At 60.8% G+C, this 21646-nt stretch carries 23 protein-coding genes; 12 read left to right on the top strand and 11 right to left on the bottom strand.

Annotation, left to right across the window (positions count from 1 at the left end; all coding sequences use genetic code 11):
* Positions 1–52: 52 nt before the first annotated feature.
* The 4 genes from K328_RS0120515 to K328_RS0120500 all read left to right on the top strand — a co-directional run bounded on the left by K328_RS0120515 (position 53) and on the right by K328_RS0120500 (position 2987).
* Positions 53–1063 carry an Ldh family oxidoreductase gene (locus K328_RS0120515; protein ID WP_028467566.1) on the top strand — a complete coding sequence of 337 codons (1011 nt, stop codon included), beginning with the start codon at positions 53–55 and terminating at the stop codon, positions 1061–1063.
* Positions 1064–1092: 29 nt separating this feature from the next.
* The gene (locus K328_RS0120510; RefSeq protein ID WP_028467565.1) at positions 1093–1584 is read left to right on the top strand and encodes a GNAT family N-acetyltransferase; all 492 of its coding nucleotides are present in this window, start codon (positions 1093–1095) and stop codon (positions 1582–1584) included.
* Between the two features lie 83 nt (positions 1585–1667).
* The gene (locus K328_RS25190; protein ID WP_051285296.1) at positions 1668–2504 is read left to right on the top strand and encodes a mechanosensitive ion channel family protein; all 837 of its coding nucleotides are present in this window, start codon (positions 1668–1670) and stop codon (positions 2502–2504) included.
* Between the two features lie 96 nt (positions 2505–2600).
* Complete coding sequence (locus K328_RS0120500) at positions 2601–2987, top strand: hypothetical protein (RefSeq protein ID WP_028467564.1); 387 nt, start codon at positions 2601–2603, stop codon at positions 2985–2987.
* Between the two features lie 46 nt (positions 2988–3033).
* Here K328_RS0120500 and K328_RS0120495 read toward each other — a convergent pair whose 3' ends face one another.
* The 4 genes from K328_RS0120495 to K328_RS0120480 form a co-directional block, all read right to left on the bottom strand.
* Positions 3034–3681, bottom strand: coding sequence for a hypothetical protein (locus K328_RS0120495; RefSeq protein WP_156901526.1), 648 nt, complete (start codon positions 3679–3681; stop codon positions 3034–3036).
* Between the two features lie 200 nt (positions 3682–3881).
* Positions 3882–4259 carry a hypothetical protein gene (locus tag K328_RS0120490; protein WP_028467562.1) on the bottom strand — a complete coding sequence of 126 codons (378 nt, stop codon included), beginning with the start codon at positions 4257–4259 and terminating at the stop codon, positions 3882–3884.
* 67 nt (positions 4260–4326) lie between these two features.
* Complete coding sequence (locus tag K328_RS0120485; RefSeq protein WP_028467561.1) at positions 4327–4812, bottom strand: hypothetical protein; 486 nt, start codon at positions 4810–4812, stop codon at positions 4327–4329.
* Between the two features lie 22 nt (positions 4813–4834).
* Positions 4835–5320: a response regulator gene (locus tag K328_RS0120480; RefSeq protein ID WP_028467560.1), complete on the bottom strand. Its 486-nt coding sequence runs from the start codon at positions 5318–5320 to the stop codon at positions 4835–4837.
* Positions 5321–5675: 355 nt separating this feature from the next.
* Here K328_RS0120480 and K328_RS0120470 point away from each other — a divergent pair, with 355 nt between their 5' ends.
* Together K328_RS0120470 and K328_RS0120460 are read left to right on the top strand one after the other, a co-directional pair.
* Positions 5676–6362, top strand: coding sequence for a gamma-glutamylcyclotransferase (locus tag K328_RS0120470; RefSeq protein ID WP_028467559.1), 687 nt, complete (start codon positions 5676–5678; stop codon positions 6360–6362).
* Positions 6363–6446: 84 nt separating this feature from the next.
* Entirely contained in the window at positions 6447–8858 is a 2412-nt protein-coding gene (locus K328_RS0120460; RefSeq protein ID WP_028467558.1) for a Lon protease family protein, read from the top strand.
* 3 nt (positions 8859–8861) lie between these two features.
* On the opposite strand, the gene K328_RS0120455 is transcribed toward K328_RS0120460, so the two are convergent.
* On the bottom strand, positions 8862–9878 hold the full coding sequence (locus tag K328_RS0120455; protein ID WP_028467557.1) for a lipid II:glycine glycyltransferase FemX: 1017 nt from the start codon (positions 9876–9878) through the stop codon (positions 8862–8864).
* A 41-nt stretch (positions 9879–9919) separates the two neighbouring features.
* On the opposite strand from K328_RS0120455, the gene K328_RS0120450 reads away from it, so the two are divergent.
* Positions 9920–10129 (top strand): hypothetical protein, encoded by a 210-nt coding sequence (locus K328_RS0120450; RefSeq protein ID WP_028467556.1) that lies wholly within the window; start codon positions 9920–9922, stop codon positions 10127–10129.
* Here K328_RS0120450 and ltnD read toward each other — a convergent pair whose 3' ends face one another.
* The 4 genes from ltnD to K328_RS0120430 all read right to left on the bottom strand — a co-directional run bounded on the left by ltnD (position 10130) and on the right by K328_RS0120430 (position 13011).
* Complete coding sequence (gene ltnD, locus K328_RS0120445; protein WP_028467555.1) at positions 10130–11041, bottom strand: L-threonate dehydrogenase; 912 nt, start codon at positions 11039–11041, stop codon at positions 10130–10132.
* 9 nt (positions 11042–11050) lie between these two features.
* Positions 11051–11800, bottom strand: coding sequence for an SDR family NAD(P)-dependent oxidoreductase (locus K328_RS0120440; RefSeq protein WP_028467554.1), 750 nt, complete (start codon positions 11798–11800; stop codon positions 11051–11053).
* A 94-nt stretch (positions 11801–11894) separates the two neighbouring features.
* Positions 11895–12380, bottom strand: coding sequence for a methyltransferase family protein (locus K328_RS0120435; RefSeq protein WP_028467553.1), 486 nt, complete (start codon positions 12378–12380; stop codon positions 11895–11897).
* 46 nt (positions 12381–12426) lie between these two features.
* Positions 12427–13011, bottom strand: a complete 585-nt coding sequence (locus K328_RS0120430; RefSeq protein ID WP_028467552.1) for a nucleotidyltransferase family protein — start codon at positions 13009–13011, stop codon at positions 12427–12429.
* A gap of 166 nt (positions 13012–13177) precedes the next feature.
* Between K328_RS0120430 and K328_RS0120425 the strand changes: the two genes are divergently transcribed.
* The 5 genes from K328_RS0120425 to K328_RS0120405 all read left to right on the top strand — a co-directional run bounded on the left by K328_RS0120425 (position 13178) and on the right by K328_RS0120405 (position 18840).
* Positions 13178–14215 (top strand): AbrB family transcriptional regulator, encoded by a 1038-nt coding sequence (locus K328_RS0120425; protein WP_028467551.1) that lies wholly within the window; start codon positions 13178–13180, stop codon positions 14213–14215.
* An 87-nt stretch (positions 14216–14302) separates the two neighbouring features.
* Complete coding sequence (locus K328_RS0120420) at positions 14303–15493, top strand: acyl-CoA dehydrogenase family protein (RefSeq protein WP_051285293.1); 1191 nt, start codon at positions 14303–14305, stop codon at positions 15491–15493.
* A 221-nt stretch (positions 15494–15714) separates the two neighbouring features.
* Positions 15715–16911 (top strand): matrixin family metalloprotease, encoded by a 1197-nt coding sequence (locus K328_RS26140; RefSeq protein WP_051285291.1) that lies wholly within the window; start codon positions 15715–15717, stop codon positions 16909–16911.
* A gap of 100 nt (positions 16912–17011) precedes the next feature.
* Positions 17012–18235, top strand: coding sequence for a matrixin family metalloprotease (locus K328_RS26135; protein ID WP_051285289.1), 1224 nt, complete (start codon positions 17012–17014; stop codon positions 18233–18235).
* A gap of 20 nt (positions 18236–18255) precedes the next feature.
* The gene (locus K328_RS0120405) at positions 18256–18840 is read left to right on the top strand and encodes a hypothetical protein (protein ID WP_156901524.1); all 585 of its coding nucleotides are present in this window, start codon (positions 18256–18258) and stop codon (positions 18838–18840) included.
* 43 nt (positions 18841–18883) lie between these two features.
* On the opposite strand, the gene acs is transcribed toward K328_RS0120405, so the two are convergent.
* Positions 18884–20824, bottom strand: coding sequence for an acetate--CoA ligase (gene acs, locus K328_RS0120400; RefSeq protein ID WP_028467548.1), 1941 nt, complete (start codon positions 20822–20824; stop codon positions 18884–18886).
* Between the two features lie 132 nt (positions 20825–20956).
* Positions 20957–21574 carry a regulatory protein RecX gene (locus tag K328_RS0120395; protein WP_028467547.1) on the bottom strand — a complete coding sequence of 206 codons (618 nt, stop codon included), beginning with the start codon at positions 21572–21574 and terminating at the stop codon, positions 20957–20959.
* Positions 21575–21646 lie beyond the last annotated feature (72 nt).

Below are 21646 nucleotides of genomic sequence, written 5' to 3'. Positions count from 1 at the left end.
CAAGTTCGGGCACGCCTTGGTTTCCACGACAAACCTCACCGGAGAACACCCCATGCGGATTTCGCTCGACGCGCTGCAGACCCTGATCGCGGCGGCCTTCGAAAACAGCAAGGTGGCTCCGGATACGGCGCAGATCGTGGCGAAAGCTCTGGTCCGGGCCGAGGCGGACGGCATTTCCTCGCACGGCGTCGCCCGCGTCCCGCCTTATGCGGAACAGGCGAAATGCGGCAAGGTCGACGGCTTCGCCAAGCCCACGCTCGACCAGCCCCGGCCGAGCGTGATCAATGTGGACAGCCATATAGGCTTCGCCTTCCCGGCCGTCGAACTCGGTCTCCGCGAGGGGATAAAAGCAGCGCGGGAAGCTGGCATGGCGGCCATCGGCATCGCCCATTCCCACCATTTCGGCGCTGCCGGCCACCATGTCGAGGACGCGGCGGATGCGGGGCTGGTCGCTCTCGCGTTTTCGAACACACCGTCCGCGATCGCACCGTGGGGCGGGTCTCGTGCGCTTTACGGCACCAATCCAATCGCTTTCGCCTGGCCACGCAGCGACAGTGCGCCGATGGTGATTGATCTGTCCGTCTCCACCGTTGCCCGCGGCAAGGTCACACTTGCAGCAAAAGCCGGCGAGCCGATCCCGTCCGACTGGGCTTTCGATGCGGACGGCAATCCGACGACAGACGCAAAAGCCGCCCTTGCTGGCTCAATGGCGCCGCTCGGCGGTGCCGGTGCCGGCGCGAAAGGCGCGGCTCTCGCACTCATGGTCGAGCTGCTCTGCGGTGCGCTCACCGGCTCGAACTTCGGTTATCAGGGCACATCCTTCTTCGAGCCGACCGGCGCCCCGCCCTCCATCGGCCACATGATTTTGCTCTTCGATCCTGCCGCGTTCGGAGGCGCCGAAAACTTCGGCGAACGGGCCGAAGAACTGTTCGGCGAGATTCTGGCACAGGATGGCGCCCGGCTCCCCGGCGACCGCCGCCTGAAACTCCGCGAAGCTGCGGCGCGCGACGGCGTCGATATTCCCGACGATCTGCTCGACGACATCAAGTCCCGCGCCTCCTGACCTTCTCTCATGCTCCATCGGAACAGACCATGACCGACACAATCACCATCCGCCGCGCCACCCGTGAAGACGTTCACCAGATGTTCGAGATGGTCCGCGGGCTCGCGGACTATGTGAAGGAAACCCACCTGCTGCGCGCATCGGAAGAAGACCTGCTGCGGGACGGATTTGGCTCCCAGCCGCGCTTCAAGGCATTCGTCGCCGATGACGGCACGGGCACGCTGCTGGGCAGCGTGATCTATTCCGCCAACTACTCGACCTGGATCGGCCGGTCCGCCTGCTATATCGACGATCTCTTCGTCACCGAGGCAGCGCGCGGCAAAGGAGTGGGCCGGCGGCTCGTCGCTGCAGTCGCCGCCGATGCGGTGGCCGAGGGACACGGCCGGATATCACTGACGGTACTGGACTGGAACCCGGCCCGCGAGGCCTATCACAGCCTCGGGTTCGAGCATGAGGAGAGCTCCCTGCGCTATACGGTGTCGGGCGAAGCGTTGAACAAACTGGCGGCCTCCGCGGACTAATCCGCCCGCCCCGGTACTTGACAGAACCTCTGCTTTGACAACCAATTCAATAGATATTTTTCGATAAATGGAGAGTTCGGCTCATGGAAATCGATGTTGCCGGTGAAGTGAACGTTCTCTGGGAAGAAACCCAGGTCGCCCTGGCCACTTATGGCCTTGATGTCCTTGGTGCCATTCTGATCCTGCTCTTCGGCTGGATCCTTGCCGGCTGGGCCGGACGCGCCACGCGAGGTGCCGTGGACAAGATCGCGTGGATGGACGGCACGATCAAACCGTTGCTCTCCTCCGTCGTCCGCTATCTCGTGGTTATCATTACTGTTGTCGCGGTGTTGAACCGGTTCGGCGTGCAGACCACCAGCATCATCGCCGTGCTCGGTGCCGCTGGCCTTGCCGTTGGCCTCGCCCTGCAAGGCACGCTCAGCAATGTCGCCGCCGGAGTGATGATCCTGTTCCTGCGCCCCTTCAAGATCGGCGATTACGTGACTGCCGGAGGCAATGGCGGCACCGTAGCAGGGGTCGGGCTTTTCACCACCGAACTGACCACACCGGACAACGTTTTCATTTCGGTGCCGAACAGCCAGATCATCAACAGCGCAGTCAGCAACTTCTCGCGCCACGCCACCCGGCGTATCGATATCGTCGTCGGCATCGGATACAACAGCAACATCGACACCGCCTTCGAGGCCCTGATGAAGCTGGCCGAGGAAGACGAGCGGGTTCTGGCCGATCCGGAGCCGCAGGTTTCCGTCCGCGAACTGGCGGACAGTTCGGTCAATATAGGCCTCCGGTTCTGGGTGAATGCAGGCGACTATTGGCCGACCCTGTTCGCCTTCAATAAAGCCGTGAAGGAAGCTCTCGACGCCAATGGGATCGAAATTCCGTTCCCGCAGCGCGTGATCGAGATGCGCAACGCAAAGTAAGACTGAAGGCTTCGACTCAGGAACGGGATACGCGAACCAATTCGATCTATGCTATTGTATAAGAACGGATTCGGTCCGCGAGCTGGCAGGTGACGAATGGCTAAAGACTACGCCCGAACAAAAGCCCTCGAAGCCCTGGAGGCAACAGGCAACAATCGTCATGAGGCTGCCTTGCTGCTCAGGGTTTGGGCTGAGACCGACGACAAGTTGAAGTCTGCATTGATCGGCCCGTTTTTTAACAATCTCTGCGCCCTTGCAGTGCAACGGGCGATGTCCAGCAACGTCGCGCGCCGCAAGCCCGTGAGCAAACGGGCGCGCCCGAAGGATAATGCCGCAACGCTTCTGGAAGCGATTAGCAAGAGCGGTGCCCAAACCATGTCGAGCACCCGCAGCTCCGCGCCGCCACCGCCGGTCGGTAGTGCCCGACACAAGCAGGCAGTGACGCTTCTTGCCGCCGCGTTCAAGCCGGGCGGCAAGTCCTAGAGTCGAAAATCCGAGAGATTGAAAACCCTAAGGCCGTAGGCGACCCCTATTTGGGCCGCGCCTCGACCATGTTTTCATAGAGATTGGCAAGGTATGTCGGATCAGCGCCGATGCTGACCTGCTGGTTCGTTTTGCTACGAATTTCAGCTGTCTCGGCAACGCCGGCCGCGACCATCTCGGGGGTCGGCTCGTCGGGAACGATAACCTGACCGTTCTTGATCAGCCCGGCCAGCATATCCTGGGAATGCTTGCGAAAACGCTGAAACGAGGAATCCATGCCGCCGCTATCGCGTCGCGCACGCGGATTGGACGCCCGTGACAGAGCCATCGAAAAGATATCCAGAATCAGGTTCGGATTGTAGGTCTCGAGCCAGCCATCGACCATGGCGCCGAAGACGGCTTCGACATAGACCCGAGCGCCACGCTGTCCCATCAGGCCGCCGGCAAGTGTCTTGTCGGCCCCCGCGATCATGGCGTCCGTCGGCTCCTTCGGGACGATCGCGAAACCGGCCAGTTCAAGCGATTGAACGACGCCCTCGCTGTCCTTCTTGTACTTTTCCCATTCGTTCTCGATGAGGAACGAGCCCAGGATATCGACCTGGTCATTCTGGACACGGTTCAGGAACCGCGCGAATTCTTTGGCAACATGTTCAACGACGATGAACTGTTGCACCGGCTCCCTGCCGCGCATCATCTACTCCTCAACTGGACCGGCTCGCTCTAGCCGGTCAAAAACCAGCTCCACAACAAATGGATCGCGACCGCGTCCAGAAAACAAAAATTATATTCAAATTGCGCCAAACACTAGCCGATCCGGGCATCTAAAAACAATGCCGATCATTTCAAACCATGGACCTGAAGAATGCGCGTATGGCAAAATGCACGCCCTGCTCTCTAACGGGTTGTACGGGTAAGGAAGCGTGGAGGTGACTGCATGTCACCACCCGCGCCCGGTTTTCTTGCCGGGCCCGCCCGGCGTTGCGGCGCATCCATATCCCGCCAGTCGCGCTCGGTTCCGAACGGCGCCACCTCGCCGAGCTCTTCCCGAATGATCGCGTGGGCCAGATTTTCGGCGGCCGAACCAATGTCGCTACGCTGCCAGTCCGGCAGGGCATCGAATGCGGCGCGGGCCATGAAACGGTCGATCTGCTTGCCTGATGTGTAGGCCCGCCGGATTTCCCGCGTGACCTTGTCTGACGGCCCCAGTTTCTCGGAAATCGTATCCGAGAGGATGCCCAGTGCTTTGCGGTCCGTTCTGTCGAAGTCGGCCATCGGAGGCTCCAATTAAACACGTACTCCTAAGATAAGGGCACGACATCCTTCTGTCACGAGTTTGCGCTCAGCTGAATTTCCGAACAGCCGTCCTGAGACCGCTGAGCACCTGATCTTCCAGGATCCCGCCATTATCCGTGATGCGGTCTGCAATCACGACATACATGGCATCGATATGCAGCTGCAGGATCTCAAACTGGATCCGGCCCAGCGTCTGACGTTCGGTCACGAAATCATTCAAAGTCGTGGCGATCAGACTGAGCACCTGATAGCCGATCGTGCCGCCCATGCCCTTGATCTGCAGGCTTTCCTCGAACACCAGCTTCAGCAGATCAACATCGCTCATCTGGCCATCGGTCCGGGCTTGCGTACTTGCCCGCAATTTGCGCAGACGCGCTGCAAGATCGACCACAAACCGTTCGCGGGACTGATTGACCACTTCTTCCAGACGGCGCAGGACACCAGGACTGAGACGCAAGTCCATCCCGGTCGTGCTGTTGACGGCGCGCTGGGTCAAATCCTCCGCCGGAGGCAAAAGCTTTGATTTCGCCACAGTCAATTCGACACCCTAGCTGCTAATCTCGCCGGTCCGGCCCATTAAAAGGCACCTGCCGGCGACGTCTGTCAGGACCAAAATACTCGTTACTGTCTACGAAAGCACGCGGCCGCGCAACGATACCGACCATGCGCCGGTAAAAACCCTCAACCCCGTAAGGCTTTGCAATGAATTCCGTTACGCCTGCGTCACGGGCTTCGAAAACATGCTCCTTCGCCGACATCGCGGACATCACCAGGATCGGCATCTGCTTGTGCGCCCTGGTTTTACCGTCGCGCACCGTGCGGATCAGCTCGAGGCCGCTGCGTGGAGGCAGGTGGAGTTCGGTCAACAGGACGTCGACAGAGTCGGAGCCGAGAACGTCAATTCCATCATCGAAACTGTGCGCCACAAACACCGTCTCCGCGCCCATTGTCAGCAACAGGTCACGCGCCAGATCAGCGGAAAGCGCGTTACCGTCAACGATCAAAAAATGGACACCACCAAAATCTACTTTTTCCGCCATGAACGGATATGCCTTCCCTCGAAAAGCTGACCTATACCTCAAATTCGATGCGGTCGCCCGAACGGACTTTGAAAGATATCAAAGCCTTTCAGTAAAACCCGCACGCACAATCCATACCAGATGCGACGCCAGTCACGATTTTCGGCCGCTCGCACAGGCTTATTGATCATTATTTCACGCATATGGCGTAGGACACACACGCATTTGTGACCGACTATCTCGCCCTCCTATTGCCATAGGAGGCGACACGCATCGCCGAGCCGGCAATTGCCCCGCTCCATTCTGCCTGAAATCGCACAAGACCGATCCGACTGTCGGACTTGCCCGGCCCGCCAAGTCCGCTAGGCTCGTTTACATGGCTGACCAGCAACATACCCCGCTCACGCGCGATACGATCCGATCGGGTCACATCCGCGACCTGATCCGGAAAAACGCCGTTGCCTACAAGGTCCTCAGCGACGAGGAACTTCACGCATCGCTCGCCTCCATGTTCTCCGGCGGCGTTCCGGAGACGGATGTCTGGTTGTTCGGTTACGGATCGCTGATCTGGAACCCGTCTTTTCATTTCGCCGAGAAATGCTGCGCCACTGCCCGCGGTTATCACCGGCGGTTCTGCCTGCAGACCCATCTCGGGCGCGGGTCGCCCGAAGTTCCGGGCCTGACGCTTGCCCTGGACCGTGGAGGGAGTTGCCGCGGCGTCGCCTTCCGCATCTCGAAGGAAAAAGCCGCCGAGGAACTCGAAATTGTCTGGCGGCGGGAAATGGTAAGCGACGCCTATATTCCGCGCTGGCTTTCCATGACCGGACCGAGCGGCCCGTTCAAGGCCCTCGGCTTCGTGATGAACCGCAGCCACGAGCGCTATGTCGGCCAGCTCCCCGAAGAGGAAATGGCCCAGACCATCGAACGGGCCAGCGGCTTTCTTGGCCCCTGCTCGGACTATCTTTTCAATACGGTAGAGCATCTCGACGAGCTGGGCATGCCGGACCGGGGCCTGACCCGGCTGCGCGACAGGGTTCTGGAAATTCGTGGCGGCGGAGACTAGCCGGGGCAGCCACGACGGGATTAAGGTTTTCACCAGTTTCGATCCGGCGACCCGCATCAGCATCGGTCTCGAAGGAATCCAGGAATGCCCGTGAAGCCTATTGCCGCCAAGGCCCTCTACACCAAGACGGATCTCCGGCCGCTTTCTATCAAGAGCACCGAAGACCTTGAGGATATCGAGGCCCTGATCGGCCAGGAGCGGGCTCTCGGCGCCGTGCGTTTCGCCACCCGGATGCGGCAGCGGGGTTACAATCTCTTCGTCATCGGACCGAAAGGCTCCGGCAAGCACATGGCGGTGAGCCGCTTCCTGGAGCAGCGCCGTGCCGAGCTCGAGGCGCCGAGCGACTGGGTCTATGTGCACAATTTCGAAAACGCCTATACGCCGACTGCGATCGCCCTGCCCCCCGGCCGGGCCGAACCGTTCCGGCGAGCCATGCAAGAACTTGTCACCGATCTTGAAGCGGTGATCCCGGCGCTGTTCGAAAGCGAGGATTACCGACTGCGGATCGATGCCGTGAACAAGGAGGCGGCGGAGAAGCAGCAGAACGCCCTGGAAGCTGTGGACAAGCAGGCGCGGGAACAGAAACTGACCTTGATTAGAACACCTCAGGGCTTCGCTTTCGCGCCGCTTTCCGGCAAGACAACAATGGCTCCCGAGACCTTCCAGAAGCTCCCCGAAGCCGCCCGAAAGCGCTATCAGGACGCGACCCAGAGCATGATGGAGGTACTGCAGAAAACCCTCCGCTCGCTGCCGCATATCGAGCGCGACCGTTATCGCAGCCTGAGAAAAATCAACCGCGAGACCGCTCGCCGCGTCATCAAACAGGAAATCGCGGACGTCGAGAAGGCAATGACAGGGGCCGATGCGGCGCTCAAGCACCTGAAAGCCGTCGCCGACGATATGGTTGAGCAGATCGGCCTGTTCCTTAACACCGAGGAAGGCGGCCCTGACGCCATCCCGGGTGACGTCGGCGAAAGCGCGGTCGAGAGCGACCCGATGCATCGCTACCAGGTCAATGTTCTGGTCTCGAACCGTCCGGCGGGCGGAGCGCCTGTGATCGTCGAAGACCATCCGGCGCTGAGCAAACTGGTCGGCCGGATCGAGTACTACGCGCATATGGGCACGCTGACCGCGGACTTTTCGCTTATCCAGTCGGGCGCCCTGCACCGGGCCAATGGTGGCTTTCTGCTGATCAACGCGGACAAATTGCTGCTCAATCCGATGAGCTGGGAAGCCCTGAAACGCGCGCTCTATGCTGAGCAGGTCACCATAGAGGCGCCCAACATGACCACGGCGACGGCAACCGTGGTGTCGCTGCAGCCGGATCCTATTCCGCTCGATCTGAAGATCGTGCTGTTCGGGGATTACCGGCTTTATCTCATGCTCTCCGCGCTCGATCCGGACTTCCAGGACCTGTTCAAGGTTGCCGCCGATTTCGAAGAAGCCATGGAACGGACGCCGGAGAACGACCAGCTTTTCGCCCGCCTCGTCACCACCATCACCCGTAACAACAAACTCCGCCCCTTCATCCGCGCAGCCATTGAGCGGGTCATGGAACATGCCGCACGGCTGGCCGGGGACTCCGAACGGTTGTCGACCCGTGTCGGCCAGATAGCGGATCTGATGCGCGAGGCCGATTACTGGGCCGGGGAAGAGAAGAGGGACACGGTCGTGCGGGGCGATGTCGACCGCGCCATCGCCGCCCAGACCCACCGCGCGGACCGGCTCCGGCAGCGGACGGTGGAGGAGATTACCCGCGGCACGGTGCTGATCGACAGCGATGGCGCAAAGGTCGGCCAGGTTAACGGGCTCTCGGTCCTCTCGATCGGCAATTTCGCCTTCGGCAAGCCGAGCCGGATTTCCGCCACGGTCAGGGTCGGTGCCGGGAAGGTCATCGATATAGAGCGCGAGGTCGAACTTGGCGGCCCGCTGCATTCCAAAGGCGTGATGATCCTCTCCGGCTACCTCGCGCAGAATTATGCGGCAGATGCTCCAATGGCCCTCGCCGCGACACTGACCTTCGAGCAGTCCTATGGCGGCGTCGACGGCGACAGCGCCTCCTCAGCCGAGCTCTACGCCCTGTTGTCGGCACTCTCCGAGTTGCCAATCGATCAGTCCCTCGCCGTCACCGGCTCGGTGAACCAGATGGGCGAGGTACAGGCCATCGGCGGGGTGAACGAGAAGATCGAAGGCTTCTTCGACGTCTGCGTGGCGCGCGGACTGACCGGCAAACAAGGCGTCCTGATCCCTGCATCGAACGTGAAGCATCTGATGCTGCGCGAGGATGTGGTCGACGCCTGTCGGGAAAAGAAGTTCCGCATCCTGCCAATTGCCACGATCGCGGAAGGCATCGAGGTGCTGACGGGAAAGAAGGCCGGCAAGCGCGGGGCCGGCGGGAAATACCCGTCAGGCAGTATCAATCGGCTGGTTGAAGACCGGTTGGTCGGCTTCGCGGCCCTGCGTGCCAAAGCTGCGGCGAGAACAAAAGAAACCTGATCGCTAGAGATAGGTCCCCGCCAGCGTGACCAGCTCGCCGCCAACCCCGAGCTTGAAGCGGGAGACGCCGGGCATGTGCAAGCCGTCGACGCCGCCGAGATCGAGCCATTCCACACCGGTTTCCCTGAGCTTGATGATGGCTTTCCAGAGCAGCAGATTGTGGGCTTGCTTCTCGCGCCCCTCCACACCGGTCCAGCCGACATAATAGGTCGCGGAGTTGCCGTGCCGGATGGTCAGAATCGCCGCGATCGGCTCGCTGCCGACATAGGCGGTGAAAACCTGTGTCGCGCGCTTGTCGCGTCCGCTATCGGCGATGGCGGCAACGAAGGCGCCTGCCGGTGCCCGGAACTTGCGCCGCTTCCTGTGCTGGTCATGCCGGGTCAGCAGCCATTCCAGCGGCGCGCCGCCAAAACCGCTGCGCACCCGGATCGGCTCCGCTTCCGCGAGCTTGAGCTGGTTGCGCCATTTCATATGCAAACCGGCCCGGAGCGTCTCCAGGTCACGCCGGAGATCCAGCCAGACAGTGCTGTAGCCGGTCACCATCGGGCGCATGCCAATGCCGCGCAGGAGCGCATCGCTGTCCGCGCTGGCGGGGAGTTCCGGGGTCATGAAGAAGAGATTGAGCCGAGCGACCGGATAACGCTGTTTTATGAGATTGAAGATCGCCGCGCGTTCCGTCTCCGAAACATCCGCCAGGAAGACCGGGCCCCGCGTCAGTTTGGCGATCCGAAAACCGCCCGGAAACCGCCATTCGAGGACCAGGGCAAGCGCCACCCGCTCCGGGCCGCGCATGAAGACCGCCGTGACGGGGGTATAGGCGGAGGCGCGCGACATGGCCATGCCATAGGCGGAGGATTGCTCCAGCGCCGAGCGGTCCGCCTTCGCGATCAGCTCGTCCCAGCGCCGCTGATCGACCGCGTCCCAGAGCGCGACGATGCCGTCCTGCTCCTCACCACGCTTATCTTTCAGTGGCCGGTCACTTTTCTCTTTGGCTTTCTGGGCTTTGGCGGCAGCCGCCATTCAAGGTTCCCCCGTCCCCGTTCCGCGGCTAGTCTTAGCCCATGTCCGTGCTCGCACAATTCAAAAAACCGCCCGTGATTCACGGCCACCGGATTCCCGGCCGCCGCTTCACACGCTGGGCCGCGCTCTATTTTATGGGCTTCGTTGGCCTGCCGATTCTCGGTTTCACGTTGCTGCTCGACCTGATCGGCTACCTGCTGGCGGTGAAGCTGTTCGGCGCGTCCTGTTACGGCCTGCTCTGCCTGCTCTGATCAGTCGTCCTTGCTTTCCGGCAAGTCTATCCCGGCGAGTTTCTGGAACACCTTGATGACGGCGGAATCGTCCTCCGTTCCCAGCCCGGCCGCTGCCGCGCCGAGGAACTGCTGGTGCGCCGCCGCCGAGAGCGGCAACGGGAAGGTCAGCTCCTTGCCGGTCTCCAGCACGATGCCTAGATCCTTCACGAAGATATTCACGGCACTGAGCGGCGCGTAGTCGCCATCGAGAATATGCGGCACCCGGTTGTTGAACATCCAGGAAGCACCGGCGGAATTGGAAATCACCTCGAACAGGTCTGTGGGCGCCACACCGGCACGAATGCCAAGCGCCATGGCTTCCGCCGCCGCAGCGATATGCACTCCCGCGAGCAACTGGTTGATGGTCTTCACGGTCGAGCCCGGCCCTGCCTGATCGCCCAGCCGGTAAACCTTGGCGGCAATAGCGTTCAGCAGGAAGCCGGCCGCCTCGAATGCCTCCGGCGTGCCGGAGCCCATCACCGTCATCTCGCCGGTCGCCGCCTTGGCGGCACCGCCGCTGACCGGCCCATCGACCATCAGCAGGCCGTGCTCCGCCAGCCGGCCTTCCAGCTCCCGCGCATAGGCAGCAGGTACCGTGCTGCTGGCAACGACGACAGCGCCCTTTTTCATGTGTTTGACCGCGCCGGTCTCGCCGAACAGCACGCTTTCGGTCTGGGCCGCATTGACCACCAGCACCAGCAGCGCATCCACGTTCGATGCCAGCTCCGCCGGACTTGCCGCGCCCTTGCCGCCATTCGCCGCAAAATCCGCGACGGACTCGGCACGGACATCCGTGCCCCAGGTCTCGACCCCGGCCGCAACAAGAGAGCGGGCCGCGCCCATACCCATCGAGCCAAGGCCGATGACCCCGGCGATACGTCCTTCAGTCATTACTTTCCCCTAAATCAATCCGCCATTCACATGGATGACTTGCCCTGTAACGTAGCTCGCTTCGCTGGATGCGAGAAAGCCGATCACGGCCGCCACCTCGTCCGCCGTGCCTCGCCGCCCCATCGGAATATGGGCAGAGAGTGCCGCCACGCCCTCCGGCGTCATGGCCGAATGCGTGCCCGGGTCTTTCTCGATGAAACCCGGCGCCACGACATTCACGGTCGCCCCTGACGGCGCCAGCGTGAGAGCGAACGCGCGTGCTGTTGCCTCAAGAGAGGCTTTCGCCGCAGCGGTCGCCGGAAAGGCCGGCAAGTCGGTGCGCCAGACATGCGGCCCGAAAGCCCCTACCGCGATGACCCGGCCTTCTGTCGAGACTTCCAGCAGCGGCAGAGCCGTCTCCGCCATCTCGAAAAAGGAGCGCGAAATGGCGTTCTGCGCCTGCTCGAACTTCTCCGTCCCGGCCTCACCCAGCGGCGCCTTGTCCGCGTAACCCGCATTGGCAACGAGGATATCGAGCCCCCCGAAGCGTTCGGAACAGGCATCGATCAGATATCGCCCTGCGCCCGGCTCAGCCAGATCCTTCAAAACGGTTTCGGCGGTTGCCCCTTTGGAACGCACCTGCTCGGCGACGACGTTGAGACCATCCAGGTTCGCGCGCGTATGCAGCAGGAAACGGTCGCCACTCTGCGCCAGTTTGCGAGCCGCTGCCGCGCCGATGCCACTGGCCGCGCCCGTTATCAGGATTATCCGTTCGCCCATGCGCAAATCCCCCGCAGAAGATGAGACCCGACTGTCGCACGCGGGCGGCTCATGAAAAAGAGAGACCGATCATTAAGCGTGGAAAGACAGCCTTCTAGATCCAGCGCCGGACCCGCGCCTTGTAGTCAGTATAGGCCGTGCCGAAGAGGCGCTCGAGATAGGCTTCCTCACGCAGAACCACGCCGTAATGCATCACGCCGACAAAGCCGACAGTGGCTGTCAAAATCCAGAGCGTGTTCCCGGCAAAAGCAAGGCCAAACAGCAAGACCACCATGGCGACATACATCGGATTGCGGCTGATCGAGAACAGGCCGGTTGTGACGATGGCGGTCGTCGGCACCCAGGGCTTGGCGCTGGTTCCGACGCGCTTGAACTGACGCTCCGCGATGATGGCGACGGCGACCGCTCCAACGACCAACGCGGGGCCGAGATAGGTCTGCGCCCAGTCCGGCGCAAAGGGTCTCGGCACGAAAGTCTCAAGCACGGCGCCAAAGGCAATGACGATCAGCAGAATGACCGGCGGCGGCAGGATCACGCCCGCCGTGTCTGGCAAGCTGTCGGGCTGTTGCTTCTCATCCATGCCTGTCCCCTTTGTTTCAGCCGCTCGGCTTACCACACCTTCCGGATCAGGAGGTACTGATAGCCGCATCCTCTTCCACAATTTTCAGCCATGGCCAGCGCTCCCGGTAACTTCCGCATTTGAATTGAAACTGGTGCGGCGTCGGGTTCACCGGATTGTAGCGCAGGACACCCGCGAACATGTCCTCGAAGCCGTAGGGCGCATGCACCTCGCCCGCTTGCGAAATGCCGCAGCAGGTGCCCGCGACAACAAACCGGTCGATACCCGTACGGGATTCGGAAATCGGCGGATAAGGCACCCCGAACCGCGCCTCGTACCAGAGCGGGACCCGCGCCTGATTGCGGATCTCGACCTCGACCCCAAGATCGGCGAACAGGGCCGCACCGCGGCGGATCACCGCGTCCTCCGACTCATAGCTGGTGTCCGGGTCGTAATAGAAAATATCGTAGTCCCGGATGTTCTCGGTCAGCGGACGATTGGACAACTCATTCCAGACCGTCCCGAACAGACAGCCTGCCACCAGCCAGCCATCCTCGACGCCAAGATCCGGCATCCGTTTCAGGATAGCCCGGTTCACCGGGTTATTTAGCACCATCCCAAGGAACCGCTCCTGCAAGCTCTCTTCGGTCATCGACGAGCCCCTGTTTTTCGACCTTGTGGAATTCATCCCATGCACGGGCACCAAAGCGCCGTCAACAGATTGACCGGAACGCCGCAGCCTGCCTAAGTGCAGGCATCAACTCATTTGATGGCCGCGCAACCGACTCCGGAAACCGGCCAAGCCAGGCCCGCCCGCCATGTCCATTCCAGCGCCCGTTCGCCATCTCGCCAGCTTCGCCTTCGCGGCGGGAGCCGGCGGGGCATTCGCCTTCCTTGGCGTGCCTCTGCCATGGCTGCTCGGCCCCATGCTCTCGGTCGGCGTGCTCAGCATGGCCGGGCTCACGCTCACCATGCCGAAAGGCGCGCGGCAGACCGGCCAGCTTCTGCTCGGCACCGGCATCGGCCTCAATTTCACACCCACCGTCGCCGCTTTCGTGGTGGACCATATCGCGGTAATGGTGATCTGCGCGCTGGCCTCGATCCTGTTCGGGCTGCTCTCCGCACTTTATCTGCGCAAGGTCGCGAAAGTGAACATGGCCACCGCCTATTTCGCCAGCGTGCCTGGCGGCGTGGTCGAGATGGCCTTGCAGGCAACGAAGTGGGGCGGCGAGATGGCGCCGGTTTCGCTCGCCCAGTCCCTGCGCATTCTCTGCGTCGTCACCACCATCCCGACCACACTGACCCTTATCGGCGCGGTCGGGCATTCGCCGTTCGAGGCGCAAAATCTCCCGTTCGACCTGCAGGGCTTTCCGGTCCTGATCGTCCTTTCCCTGCTGTTCGGCGGCCTGATGGCCTGGCGCAAGATCACCAATGGCTGGCTGCTCGGACCGCTTGCCGCAGGCGCTCTCGTGACGGTGCTGGATCTGCACCTTTCCGGCATGCCGCGTGAACTGCTCAATCTCTCGCAGGTGCTGATCGGCTGCTTCATCGGCCTGCGCTACCGCCGCGAGCTGGTGCTGCCGCTGAAGCGCTTCCTGCCCCATGCGTTGCTCAGCACGCTGGTTCTGGTCGGACTCAACATCCTGTTCGGGCTTGGCGTGGCGGAGGTGACCGGCCTGCCAGCCGCCACCATGGTGCTGTCCGTCTCCCCCGGCGGCATGGCGGAAATGAGCATCACCGCCGCCGTGCTGGAACTTGGCGTTCCGCTGATCGCGGCCTTCCACATTATCCGGATTTTTCTGGTTATTGCCCTATCGGGACTGATCTTCCGCTATATTCTAAGTTCAAAGACCTAGAGAAACCGGTATTTTCGGTTGATCCAAAACACGATAAACGGCGTTCCGCCACACAAAAAAATCCGGGGCTCCCGGGAGGAAAACACCATGAACGCAGCTGTCGCCGCGAACCAGTCCGGCCTGTCGCTCGAAGAGCGTGCTGAACAGGAGCGCATGATTCTGGACGCTGTCGAGCGCTTCCTCACCCGCGATGTCGCGCCCTATGCCCATGAGCTGGAAGCCCAGGATGCCTGGCCGGAGGATATTGTCGGCAAGATGGCGGAGCTCGGCCTGTTCGGTGCCACCATCGGCGAAGAATGGGGCGGGCTTGGCCTCACGGCCTCGACCTATACGAAAATCGTCGAGCGGGTCAGCCGGGTCTGGATGTCGATCTCCGGCATTTTCAACTCCCATCTCATCATGGCCGCCGCGGTCGAGCGCTCCGGCACGGAAGCGCAAAAGGCCGCCTGGCTGCCACGCTTCGCCAGCGGTGAGCTGCGCGGCGGCATCGCCCTGACCGAACCAGACGCCGGCACCGATTTGCAGGCCATCCGTCTGCGCGCCGACAAGACCGAGGGCGGCTACCGGCTCAACGGCACCAAGATGTGGATCAGTAATGCCTATCACGGCCACATCCTTGCCGTGCTGGCCAAGACCGATCTCGAGGCAAAACCACGGCACAAGGGCATGAGCCTGTTCCTGATCGAAAAAGGTGAGGGCTTCAACGTCTCCAAGAAGCTGGAGAAGCTGGGCTACAAGGGCATCGATTCCGCCGGTTTCACCCTGGATGACTGCTTCGTGCCGGACGCAAATCTCGTCGGCAATGTCGAAGGCCGCGGTATGCAGCAGATCCTCGGCGGGTTGGAGCTCGGCCGGATCAATGTGGCCGCGCGCGGCGTCGGCATCGCCCGGGCCTGCCTTGAGGAATCGGTGCAATATTCACAGGTCCGCAAGACCTTCGGCAAACCGATCGCGGAGCATCAGGCGATCCAGCTGAAACTGGCCGACATGGCGACACAGGTCGAGGCTGCCCGGTTGCTGACCGAGCAAGCCGCCGCCGCCTATGACCGGGGCGAGCGCTGTGACATGGAAGCCGGCATGGCGAAACTCTTCGCCACCGAAGCGGCCCTGCATAACAGCCTGGAGGCCATGCGCCTGCACGGTGCCTATGGCTATGCCAAGGAATACAATATCGAACGCTATTACCGGGACGCCCCGCTGCTCGCCATCGCCGAGGGCACGAACGAGATGCAGCGCCTGATCATCGCCAAGCAACTGATCCAGCGGAATCCTGCCTGAGCCTGCTCGCTCAAGCTGAACCGAAAAGCCCGGCTTCAGCCGGGCTTTTTTGTGCGCAAACTCCTGATTTTCCGAGAACTTCCAAATGGAGGCGCTGTCTGCAAACTCAGGCGATATTCACGAAAGACTGTTGTCAATTTCGCTCTGTCGTATAGTTGTACGACCGCCTCAAAGATGATTAACTTTCCTTAATATATACTTCAGATATACGGATTTATTTTATGGGATTGTACACAGGCTATTCCTTTGTCCCTTCGTCAACGGTCTATTACACGACCGAGCTCGACTATAGTTTCGCTTACTATGGATTTTATGAGGTTTCATCTTCTGAGAAATCCATAACGCATTCCGTATTCGCGGAGTGGGGTCGCGACCTCTCCATCAATTTCGTCCATACCTCGAACACTGATTTCGCCGACGTGATCGTCATGGAAAGTTACATTGACGGGTATGGCGGCACACTGGGTGTGAATATTCCCTATGACGGCAATGGAGACTTCGTAATCAACACGACAGGTGTGGATTACGATTTCGTCGTCATGGACTATTACGACTCATCATACTTCAGGACGACGCTACGGCATGAGGTTGGCCACGCACTGGGCCTCGATCACGACGAAACCCCCGGCAGCCTGATGAATCCTGTGCTGATCGGCACCGAAACGATCACTGATTACGATATCGCCAAGGCCGCAGCTATTTACGGATACAACAAGACCGGCACGGCCGGCGCCGACGACTTGAGCGGCAGCCAGACTGGTGACCGGTTCAGCACGCTGGGCGGCAACGATATCGTCCGCGCAGGACTTGGTAATGACACTGTGTTGGCCGGCGATGGCAACGACATCCTGATGGGCGAATCTGGCACCGACAATCTTTCAGGCGAGGCCGGTGCCGACATCATCTACGGCAATCTTGAAGTCGACTATCTGGACGGCGGCGCCGGGGACGATACCATCTTCGGCGGCCAGAACAGCGGAACCGCCCGCCTCGACGCCTACGGCGTCCTGCGCCAACAAGATGGCGTGGAGACAATCGTCGGCGGAGACGGCAATGATTCGATCTTCGGAAACTATGGCAACGATATTCTCTCTGGCGGAGCTGGAAACGATACGCTTTTCGGCGGCCAGAACGAGGATACGCTGGATGGTGGCTCCGGCGACGACCTGCTGCTCGGCAACCGTGAGAACGATCATCTCACCGGTGGTCTGGGTGCCGACACCTTCTTCTTCGCGACAGACGGACAGGGCGACGACATCGTCACCGATTTCAATGCGGCCGAGGGCGACAAGCTGGCTTTCACAACCGCCTATTCCACATCGAGCAGCGGATCGGATCTGGTGATCACCCATGGCGGCGGGACGGTGACGCTGATCGGTGTCTCCGGCACCGGCGTCGACGCGGGCTGGTTCGCCTAAGCAATTGAAAGAATAGCTGCCGGCGCGAAGCGGGCAAAACATTGTGCACGCCCCCCTTAAGTGGCGCGCTTCAAACCCTATGATTGAGGAGCTATCGGGGGTGGGCGTTTACAACGGATACAACGTGGGTTCTGGCGGCGGCTACAACTGGAACGCCACGTCGGAGATGAGAGCGCAAGGCTATTACGATGTTTCCTACTATCTTAGGGGCACCGTAACGGACGCTTTCGAGGTCTGGGACAACAACGTCGATTTCAATTTCTATGGAACAGACATATTCGACTCGGCGTTTGTCTTTGTCGGCATAAAGACTGTTGGTAGTTCGACCGAGACAAGCGCGAGAACGGTCTTCAATGACCCTGATGGCGACGGCCGGTTGGGATGGGAAGGCGGTGAGAGTTATGGTGATGGCACCGCTTTCATCTATCTGGATCTGAGTTTTTCGGATCAGACCGATCTGGACAAGATCTACGAAGTCCTGATGCACGAGATCGGCCACGTTGTTGGCCTTGCTGACAGCTCGAATTCGGAGAGCATTATGAACCCCGCGCTGGACGGGGATCCGACACTTTCGGCGACCGACAAATCTAACCTCGACGCCCTTTATACAAATCTTCCCGAAAACACCGTTACCAACGCGACCCCGACAACGGAACCAAGCTCGGGCCAGGTTACTGGCACTTCCGGCAACGACTACCTGACCGGAGCGGAAACTGCGGATACCTTATCCGCCGGGTCAGGCCAAGATGTTCTCTCAGGAAACGGCGGGACCGATTACCTGTTCGGCGGTAACGGAAACGATCTGATCTACGGAAACAAGGAGATCGACTATCTGGCAGGTGGTTCGGGAAACGATACGATCTTTGGCGGCCAGAACAGCGGCACAGCCCGCGCCGACGCGTCCGGTCTGATGCGGCAGCAGGACGGGACTGAAACCATTTATGGGGGCACCGGAGAAGATCTGATTTATGGCAACTATGGCAACGACATCATTTATGGCGGCTCCGGCAATGACACTATTTATGGTGGCCAGAACGAGGACACAATCTTCGGAGAAGCTGGCAACGATATGATATTCGGCAACCTTGGGAACGACACCTTGGATGGCGGATCAGGCTCCGACACCTTCATGTTTGGATCGTCTAACCAAGGTTTTGATGTAATCAACAATTTCGACCGCTCCGAAGGCGACCTGATTGCATTTGCGGGCGACCATACAACATCATCCGATAGCGCAGGGGATGTCATCCTCACCTACAAAGGCGGCCAGATAAAGCTGACTGGCATTTCCACGTCAGACTTCGAGGATGGCTGGGTATTATGAGTTTCCGGTATCTTTTCATTGTGGCAGCCCTGACAGCCTACACAATTCACACAAGTGCTTCTGTCGCCGATCAACAGAAAGAAATTACGGCACGCCAGTCTCCTCTCTATTTCGCACTCGATGTTCCGCAGAAGATCGTCGATGCCGGTTGGGATGCCGAATATTCTATGCGCACCTATTCGATCACCTCAATTCCGACGAGCCCCATTGACCCACGTGCTGAAATCATCCTGATCAATATGGCTCCCGGCTACTACATGGAATGGGTCACGGAGGCAGAGGGCATGGTCGAGAAGTTTCGCTTCTTCACGAAGGGCGGAAAAGCTACCGGCTCGCAACAACCTGCTAACCTAGGCCATTTTCTGTCAACTTACGTGAAGGCTCGCGCCCATGGTCGGGAATGCGTGGTCTTTGCCGGGAAACAGGGACAAGGTGGCGGAGACCTCGCGGTGTCGGAGGGAACTGCCTACATGACCGGTTATTATTGCCAGCCTGCGACCGACCCGCTCGACGCAGACGCCATCAGGACGGTCCTCGGCGCAATCGGTTTGAAGGCGATAGATACATCGGGGCCAGTCAAAATCCCGGCACCAATACCGGAATAACGAACAACAGCGGAGCCTGCAAATGCAGGCCCCGCTACATGCTCTACTTGTTCATCCGGTTATCGACCAGATCATCCACCACCGCCGGCTCCGCCAGCGTTGAGGTGTCACCGAGGGAGTCCTGCTCGTTGGCGGCGATCTTGCGCAGAATACGGCGCATGATCTTGCCGGATCGGGTTTTCGGCAGGCTCGGGGCCCACTGGATCAGGTCCGGTGAGGCGATCGGGCCGATTTCCTTGCGAACCCAGGTCACCAGCTCCTTGCGCAGCTCTTCCGACGGCTCCAGCCCGGCATTCAGGGTGACATAGGCGTAGATGCCCTGGCCCTTGATGTCGTGCGGATAGCCGACCACCGCCGCTTCCGCGACCTTGTCGTGCGCAACCAGCGCGCTTTCGACCTCGGCTGTGCCCATGCGGTGACCGGAGACGTTGATCACGTCGTCGACGCGGCCCGTGATCCAGTAATAGCCGTCCTCGTCCCGGCGGCAGCCGTCGCCGGAGAAGTAACGGCCCGGGAACGTGGTGAAGTAGGTCTGGATGAAGCGCTCATGGTCGCCATAGACTGTGCGCATCTGGCCCGGCCAGCTGTCAGCCATGCAGAGATTGCCCTCTGCCGCGCCTTCCAGCACCTTGTTGTCCGCATCGACAAGGACCGGCTGGACCCCGAAGAAGGGCAACGTCGCCGATCCCGGCTTCAGTCTGGTTGCCCCCGGCAGCGGGGTGATCAGGATGCCGCCTGTCTCCGTCTGCCACCAGGTATCGACGATCGGGCAGCGCTTGTCGCCGACCACCTCGTGATACCACATCCAGGCTTCCGGATTGATCGGCTCTCCGACCGACCCGAGGATCCGAAGGCTCTTGCGGCTGGTCGCCTTGACCGGCCCGTCGCCCTCGCGCATCAACGCCCGGATCGCGGTTGGTGCGGTGTAGAAGACTGAGACGTTGTGCTTGTCGCAGACCTGCCAGAAGCGGCTGAAGTCCGGATAGTTCGGCACGCCCTCGAACATCAGGGTCGTGGCACCGTTCGCCAGCGGACCGTAGATGATGTAGCTGTGCCCCGTGACCCAGCCGACATCGGCCGTGCACCAGTAGACCTCACCGTCCTGATAATCGAAGACATACTCGTGCGTCATCGAGGCGAAGACCATGTAGCCGCCGGTTGTGTGCAACACACCTTTCGGCTTACCGGTCGAGCCCGACGTGTAGAGGATGAAGAGCGGGTCTTCCGCGCCCATCTCTGTCGGCGGGCAGTCGTCGGACGCCGCATCGCAGATGTCGTGATACCAGTGATCCCGGCCGTCGACCCAGTTGATCTTGCCGCCGGTACGCTTGACGACAACCACCGTCTTGCAGTCGGGGCAGCCCTCCAGCGCCTTGTCCGTATTGGCCTTCAGCGGGACCGGACGGCCGCCGCGCAGCCCCTCGTCCGAGGTAATGACGATATTGGATTCGCAATCCTGAACACGCCCTGCCAGCGCGTCCGGTGAGAAGCCACCGAAGACGATGGAATGCACCGCACCGATCCGGGCGCAGGCCAGCATGGCGACCGCAGCCTCCGGAATCATCGGCAGGTAGATCGTTACCCGATCGCCCTTTTTGACGCCGAGGTCTTTCAGAGCATTGGAAAATTTGCAGACGTCGCGATGCAGCTCGCGATAGGTGATCTTCTTGTCGTCCTTCGGATCGTCGCCTTCCCAGATGATCGCCACCTGATCGCCGCGCGTTGCAAGATGCCGGTCGAGGCAGTTCGCAGCCGCGTTCAGAGTGCCATCATGGAACCATTTAATGTGCAGGTCCTTGGCGTCGAAGGAGACGTCCTTGACCTTGTTGTAAGGCTTGATCCAGTCGATGCGCTTGCCATGCTCGGCCCAGAAACCTTCCGGATTCTCGACCGAATGCTTGTACATCTTCTCGTACTTGGCTGCGTCCGCATGGGCCGTCTTGGCGATGTCCGCCGGCACCGGAAAATCATGCACGTCCCACATAGTTACCCCCTTGAGTATTGCGCGGTCTGACCACCGCATTCGTTATGTTTAATTGGCCGTAACTATAACAACCGTTTCTCTACGGTTAAGCGATTTTTGTGCGCTGCGTTGCCGCGCCCCCTCGCACCTGCCCTAACCTCCGTCCGTGCCTTCAATTTCCTCTTCCAGCGCTTCCGGGCTCTCAGCGTCGACCACCTTTGCCGCAATCCCGAAACCGAACCCCTGCCGGGCCAGCGCCGCCATGTCGCGGTCGCGGTTCTCTTCCCGCTTTTCCGGAAGCCGGAACGGGCCGATCCGCCGGCGCCGGGCATAGCGTGCCGCCGAGGCCAACTCGCCGTTCTCCTGATCGACAACCTCGGCCAGCGCCGCGTCTATATCCTCGGACGAGACACCCTTTTCCATCAGCTTCCGCCTGATCATCTTGGTCGAGGTGCCGCGCGAGACAAGAGACCGGACGCGGGTCTCGGCGAACAGCCGGTCGTTCAGGATGCCCGCCTCGGTATAGCGCTGCACCACGGCATCGACCATCTCCGCGCCTTCCGCCGGGTCGCTGCCGTGATGGGCGGAGGACAACCGGACCCGCCGCATCAACACCGCTTTCAGGTTCGCGGCGGAGCTGGCATAGCGCTCCATGTACCAAAGCGCGACATTGCGCAGGTAGCTCTCGGTGATTGGTTTTGGCGGCTTTTTCTCGCGGCGTTTTTTCCCTGCGCTACGACCATCGCCACCGCCATCGGTGAAATCATTCATGCGGATTTCCGGGTCGGTACTGTTGCTTCCCGCGCAACGCACCCCATTTTGTTGCTGTCACATCGCCGAGGC

The organism is Nisaea denitrificans DSM 18348 (genome assembly GCF_000426505.1).
GTDB lineage: Bacteria > Pseudomonadota > Alphaproteobacteria > Thalassobaculales > Thalassobaculaceae > Nisaea > Nisaea denitrificans.
Note: the sequence above shows the minus strand (reverse complement) of the source record. Positions and strands in the feature narration are given on the sequence as shown.

Coding starts and splice junctions, on each gene's coding strand:
- K328_RS0120515 (WP_028467566.1), top strand. CDS start 53: ATGCGGATTTCGCTCGACGCGCTGCAGACCCTGATCGCGGCGGCCTTC.
- K328_RS0120510 (WP_028467565.1), top strand. CDS start 1,093: ATGACCGACACAATCACCATCCGCCGCGCCACCCGTGAAGACGTTCAC.
- K328_RS25190 (WP_051285296.1), top strand. CDS start 1,668: ATGGAAATCGATGTTGCCGGTGAAGTGAACGTTCTCTGGGAAGAAACC.
- K328_RS0120500 (WP_028467564.1), top strand. CDS start 2,601: ATGGCTAAAGACTACGCCCGAACAAAAGCCCTCGAAGCCCTGGAGGCA.
- K328_RS0120495 (WP_156901526.1), bottom strand. CDS start 3,681: ATGATGCGCGGCAGGGAGCCGGTGCAACAGTTCATCGTCGTTGAACAT.
- K328_RS0120490 (WP_028467562.1), bottom strand. CDS start 4,259: ATGGCCGACTTCGACAGAACGGACCGCAAAGCACTGGGCATCCTCTCG.
- K328_RS0120480 (WP_028467560.1), bottom strand. CDS start 5,320: ATGGCGGAAAAAGTAGATTTTGGTGGTGTCCATTTTTTGATCGTTGAC.
- K328_RS0120470 (WP_028467559.1), top strand. CDS start 5,676: ATGGCTGACCAGCAACATACCCCGCTCACGCGCGATACGATCCGATCG.
- K328_RS0120460 (WP_028467558.1), top strand. CDS start 6,447: ATGCCCGTGAAGCCTATTGCCGCCAAGGCCCTCTACACCAAGACGGAT.
- K328_RS0120455 (WP_028467557.1), bottom strand. CDS start 9,878: ATGGCGGCTGCCGCCAAAGCCCAGAAAGCCAAAGAGAAAAGTGACCGG.
- K328_RS0120450 (WP_028467556.1), top strand. CDS start 9,920: ATGTCCGTGCTCGCACAATTCAAAAAACCGCCCGTGATTCACGGCCAC.
- ltnD (WP_028467555.1), bottom strand. CDS start 11,041: ATGACTGAAGGACGTATCGCCGGGGTCATCGGCCTTGGCTCGATGGGT.
- K328_RS0120440 (WP_028467554.1), bottom strand. CDS start 11,800: ATGGGCGAACGGATAATCCTGATAACGGGCGCGGCCAGTGGCATCGGC.
- K328_RS0120435 (WP_028467553.1), bottom strand. CDS start 12,380: ATGGATGAGAAGCAACAGCCCGACAGCTTGCCAGACACGGCGGGCGTG.
- K328_RS0120430 (WP_028467552.1), bottom strand. CDS start 13,011: ATGACCGAAGAGAGCTTGCAGGAGCGGTTCCTTGGGATGGTGCTAAAT.
- K328_RS0120425 (WP_028467551.1), top strand. CDS start 13,178: ATGTCCATTCCAGCGCCCGTTCGCCATCTCGCCAGCTTCGCCTTCGCG.
- K328_RS0120420 (WP_051285293.1), top strand. CDS start 14,303: ATGAACGCAGCTGTCGCCGCGAACCAGTCCGGCCTGTCGCTCGAAGAG.
- K328_RS26140 (WP_051285291.1), top strand. CDS start 15,715: ATGGGATTGTACACAGGCTATTCCTTTGTCCCTTCGTCAACGGTCTAT.
- acs (WP_028467548.1), bottom strand. CDS start 20,824: ATGTGGGACGTGCATGATTTTCCGGTGCCGGCGGACATCGCCAAGACG.
- K328_RS0120395 (WP_028467547.1), bottom strand. CDS start 21,574: ATGAATGATTTCACCGATGGCGGTGGCGATGGTCGTAGCGCAGGGAAA.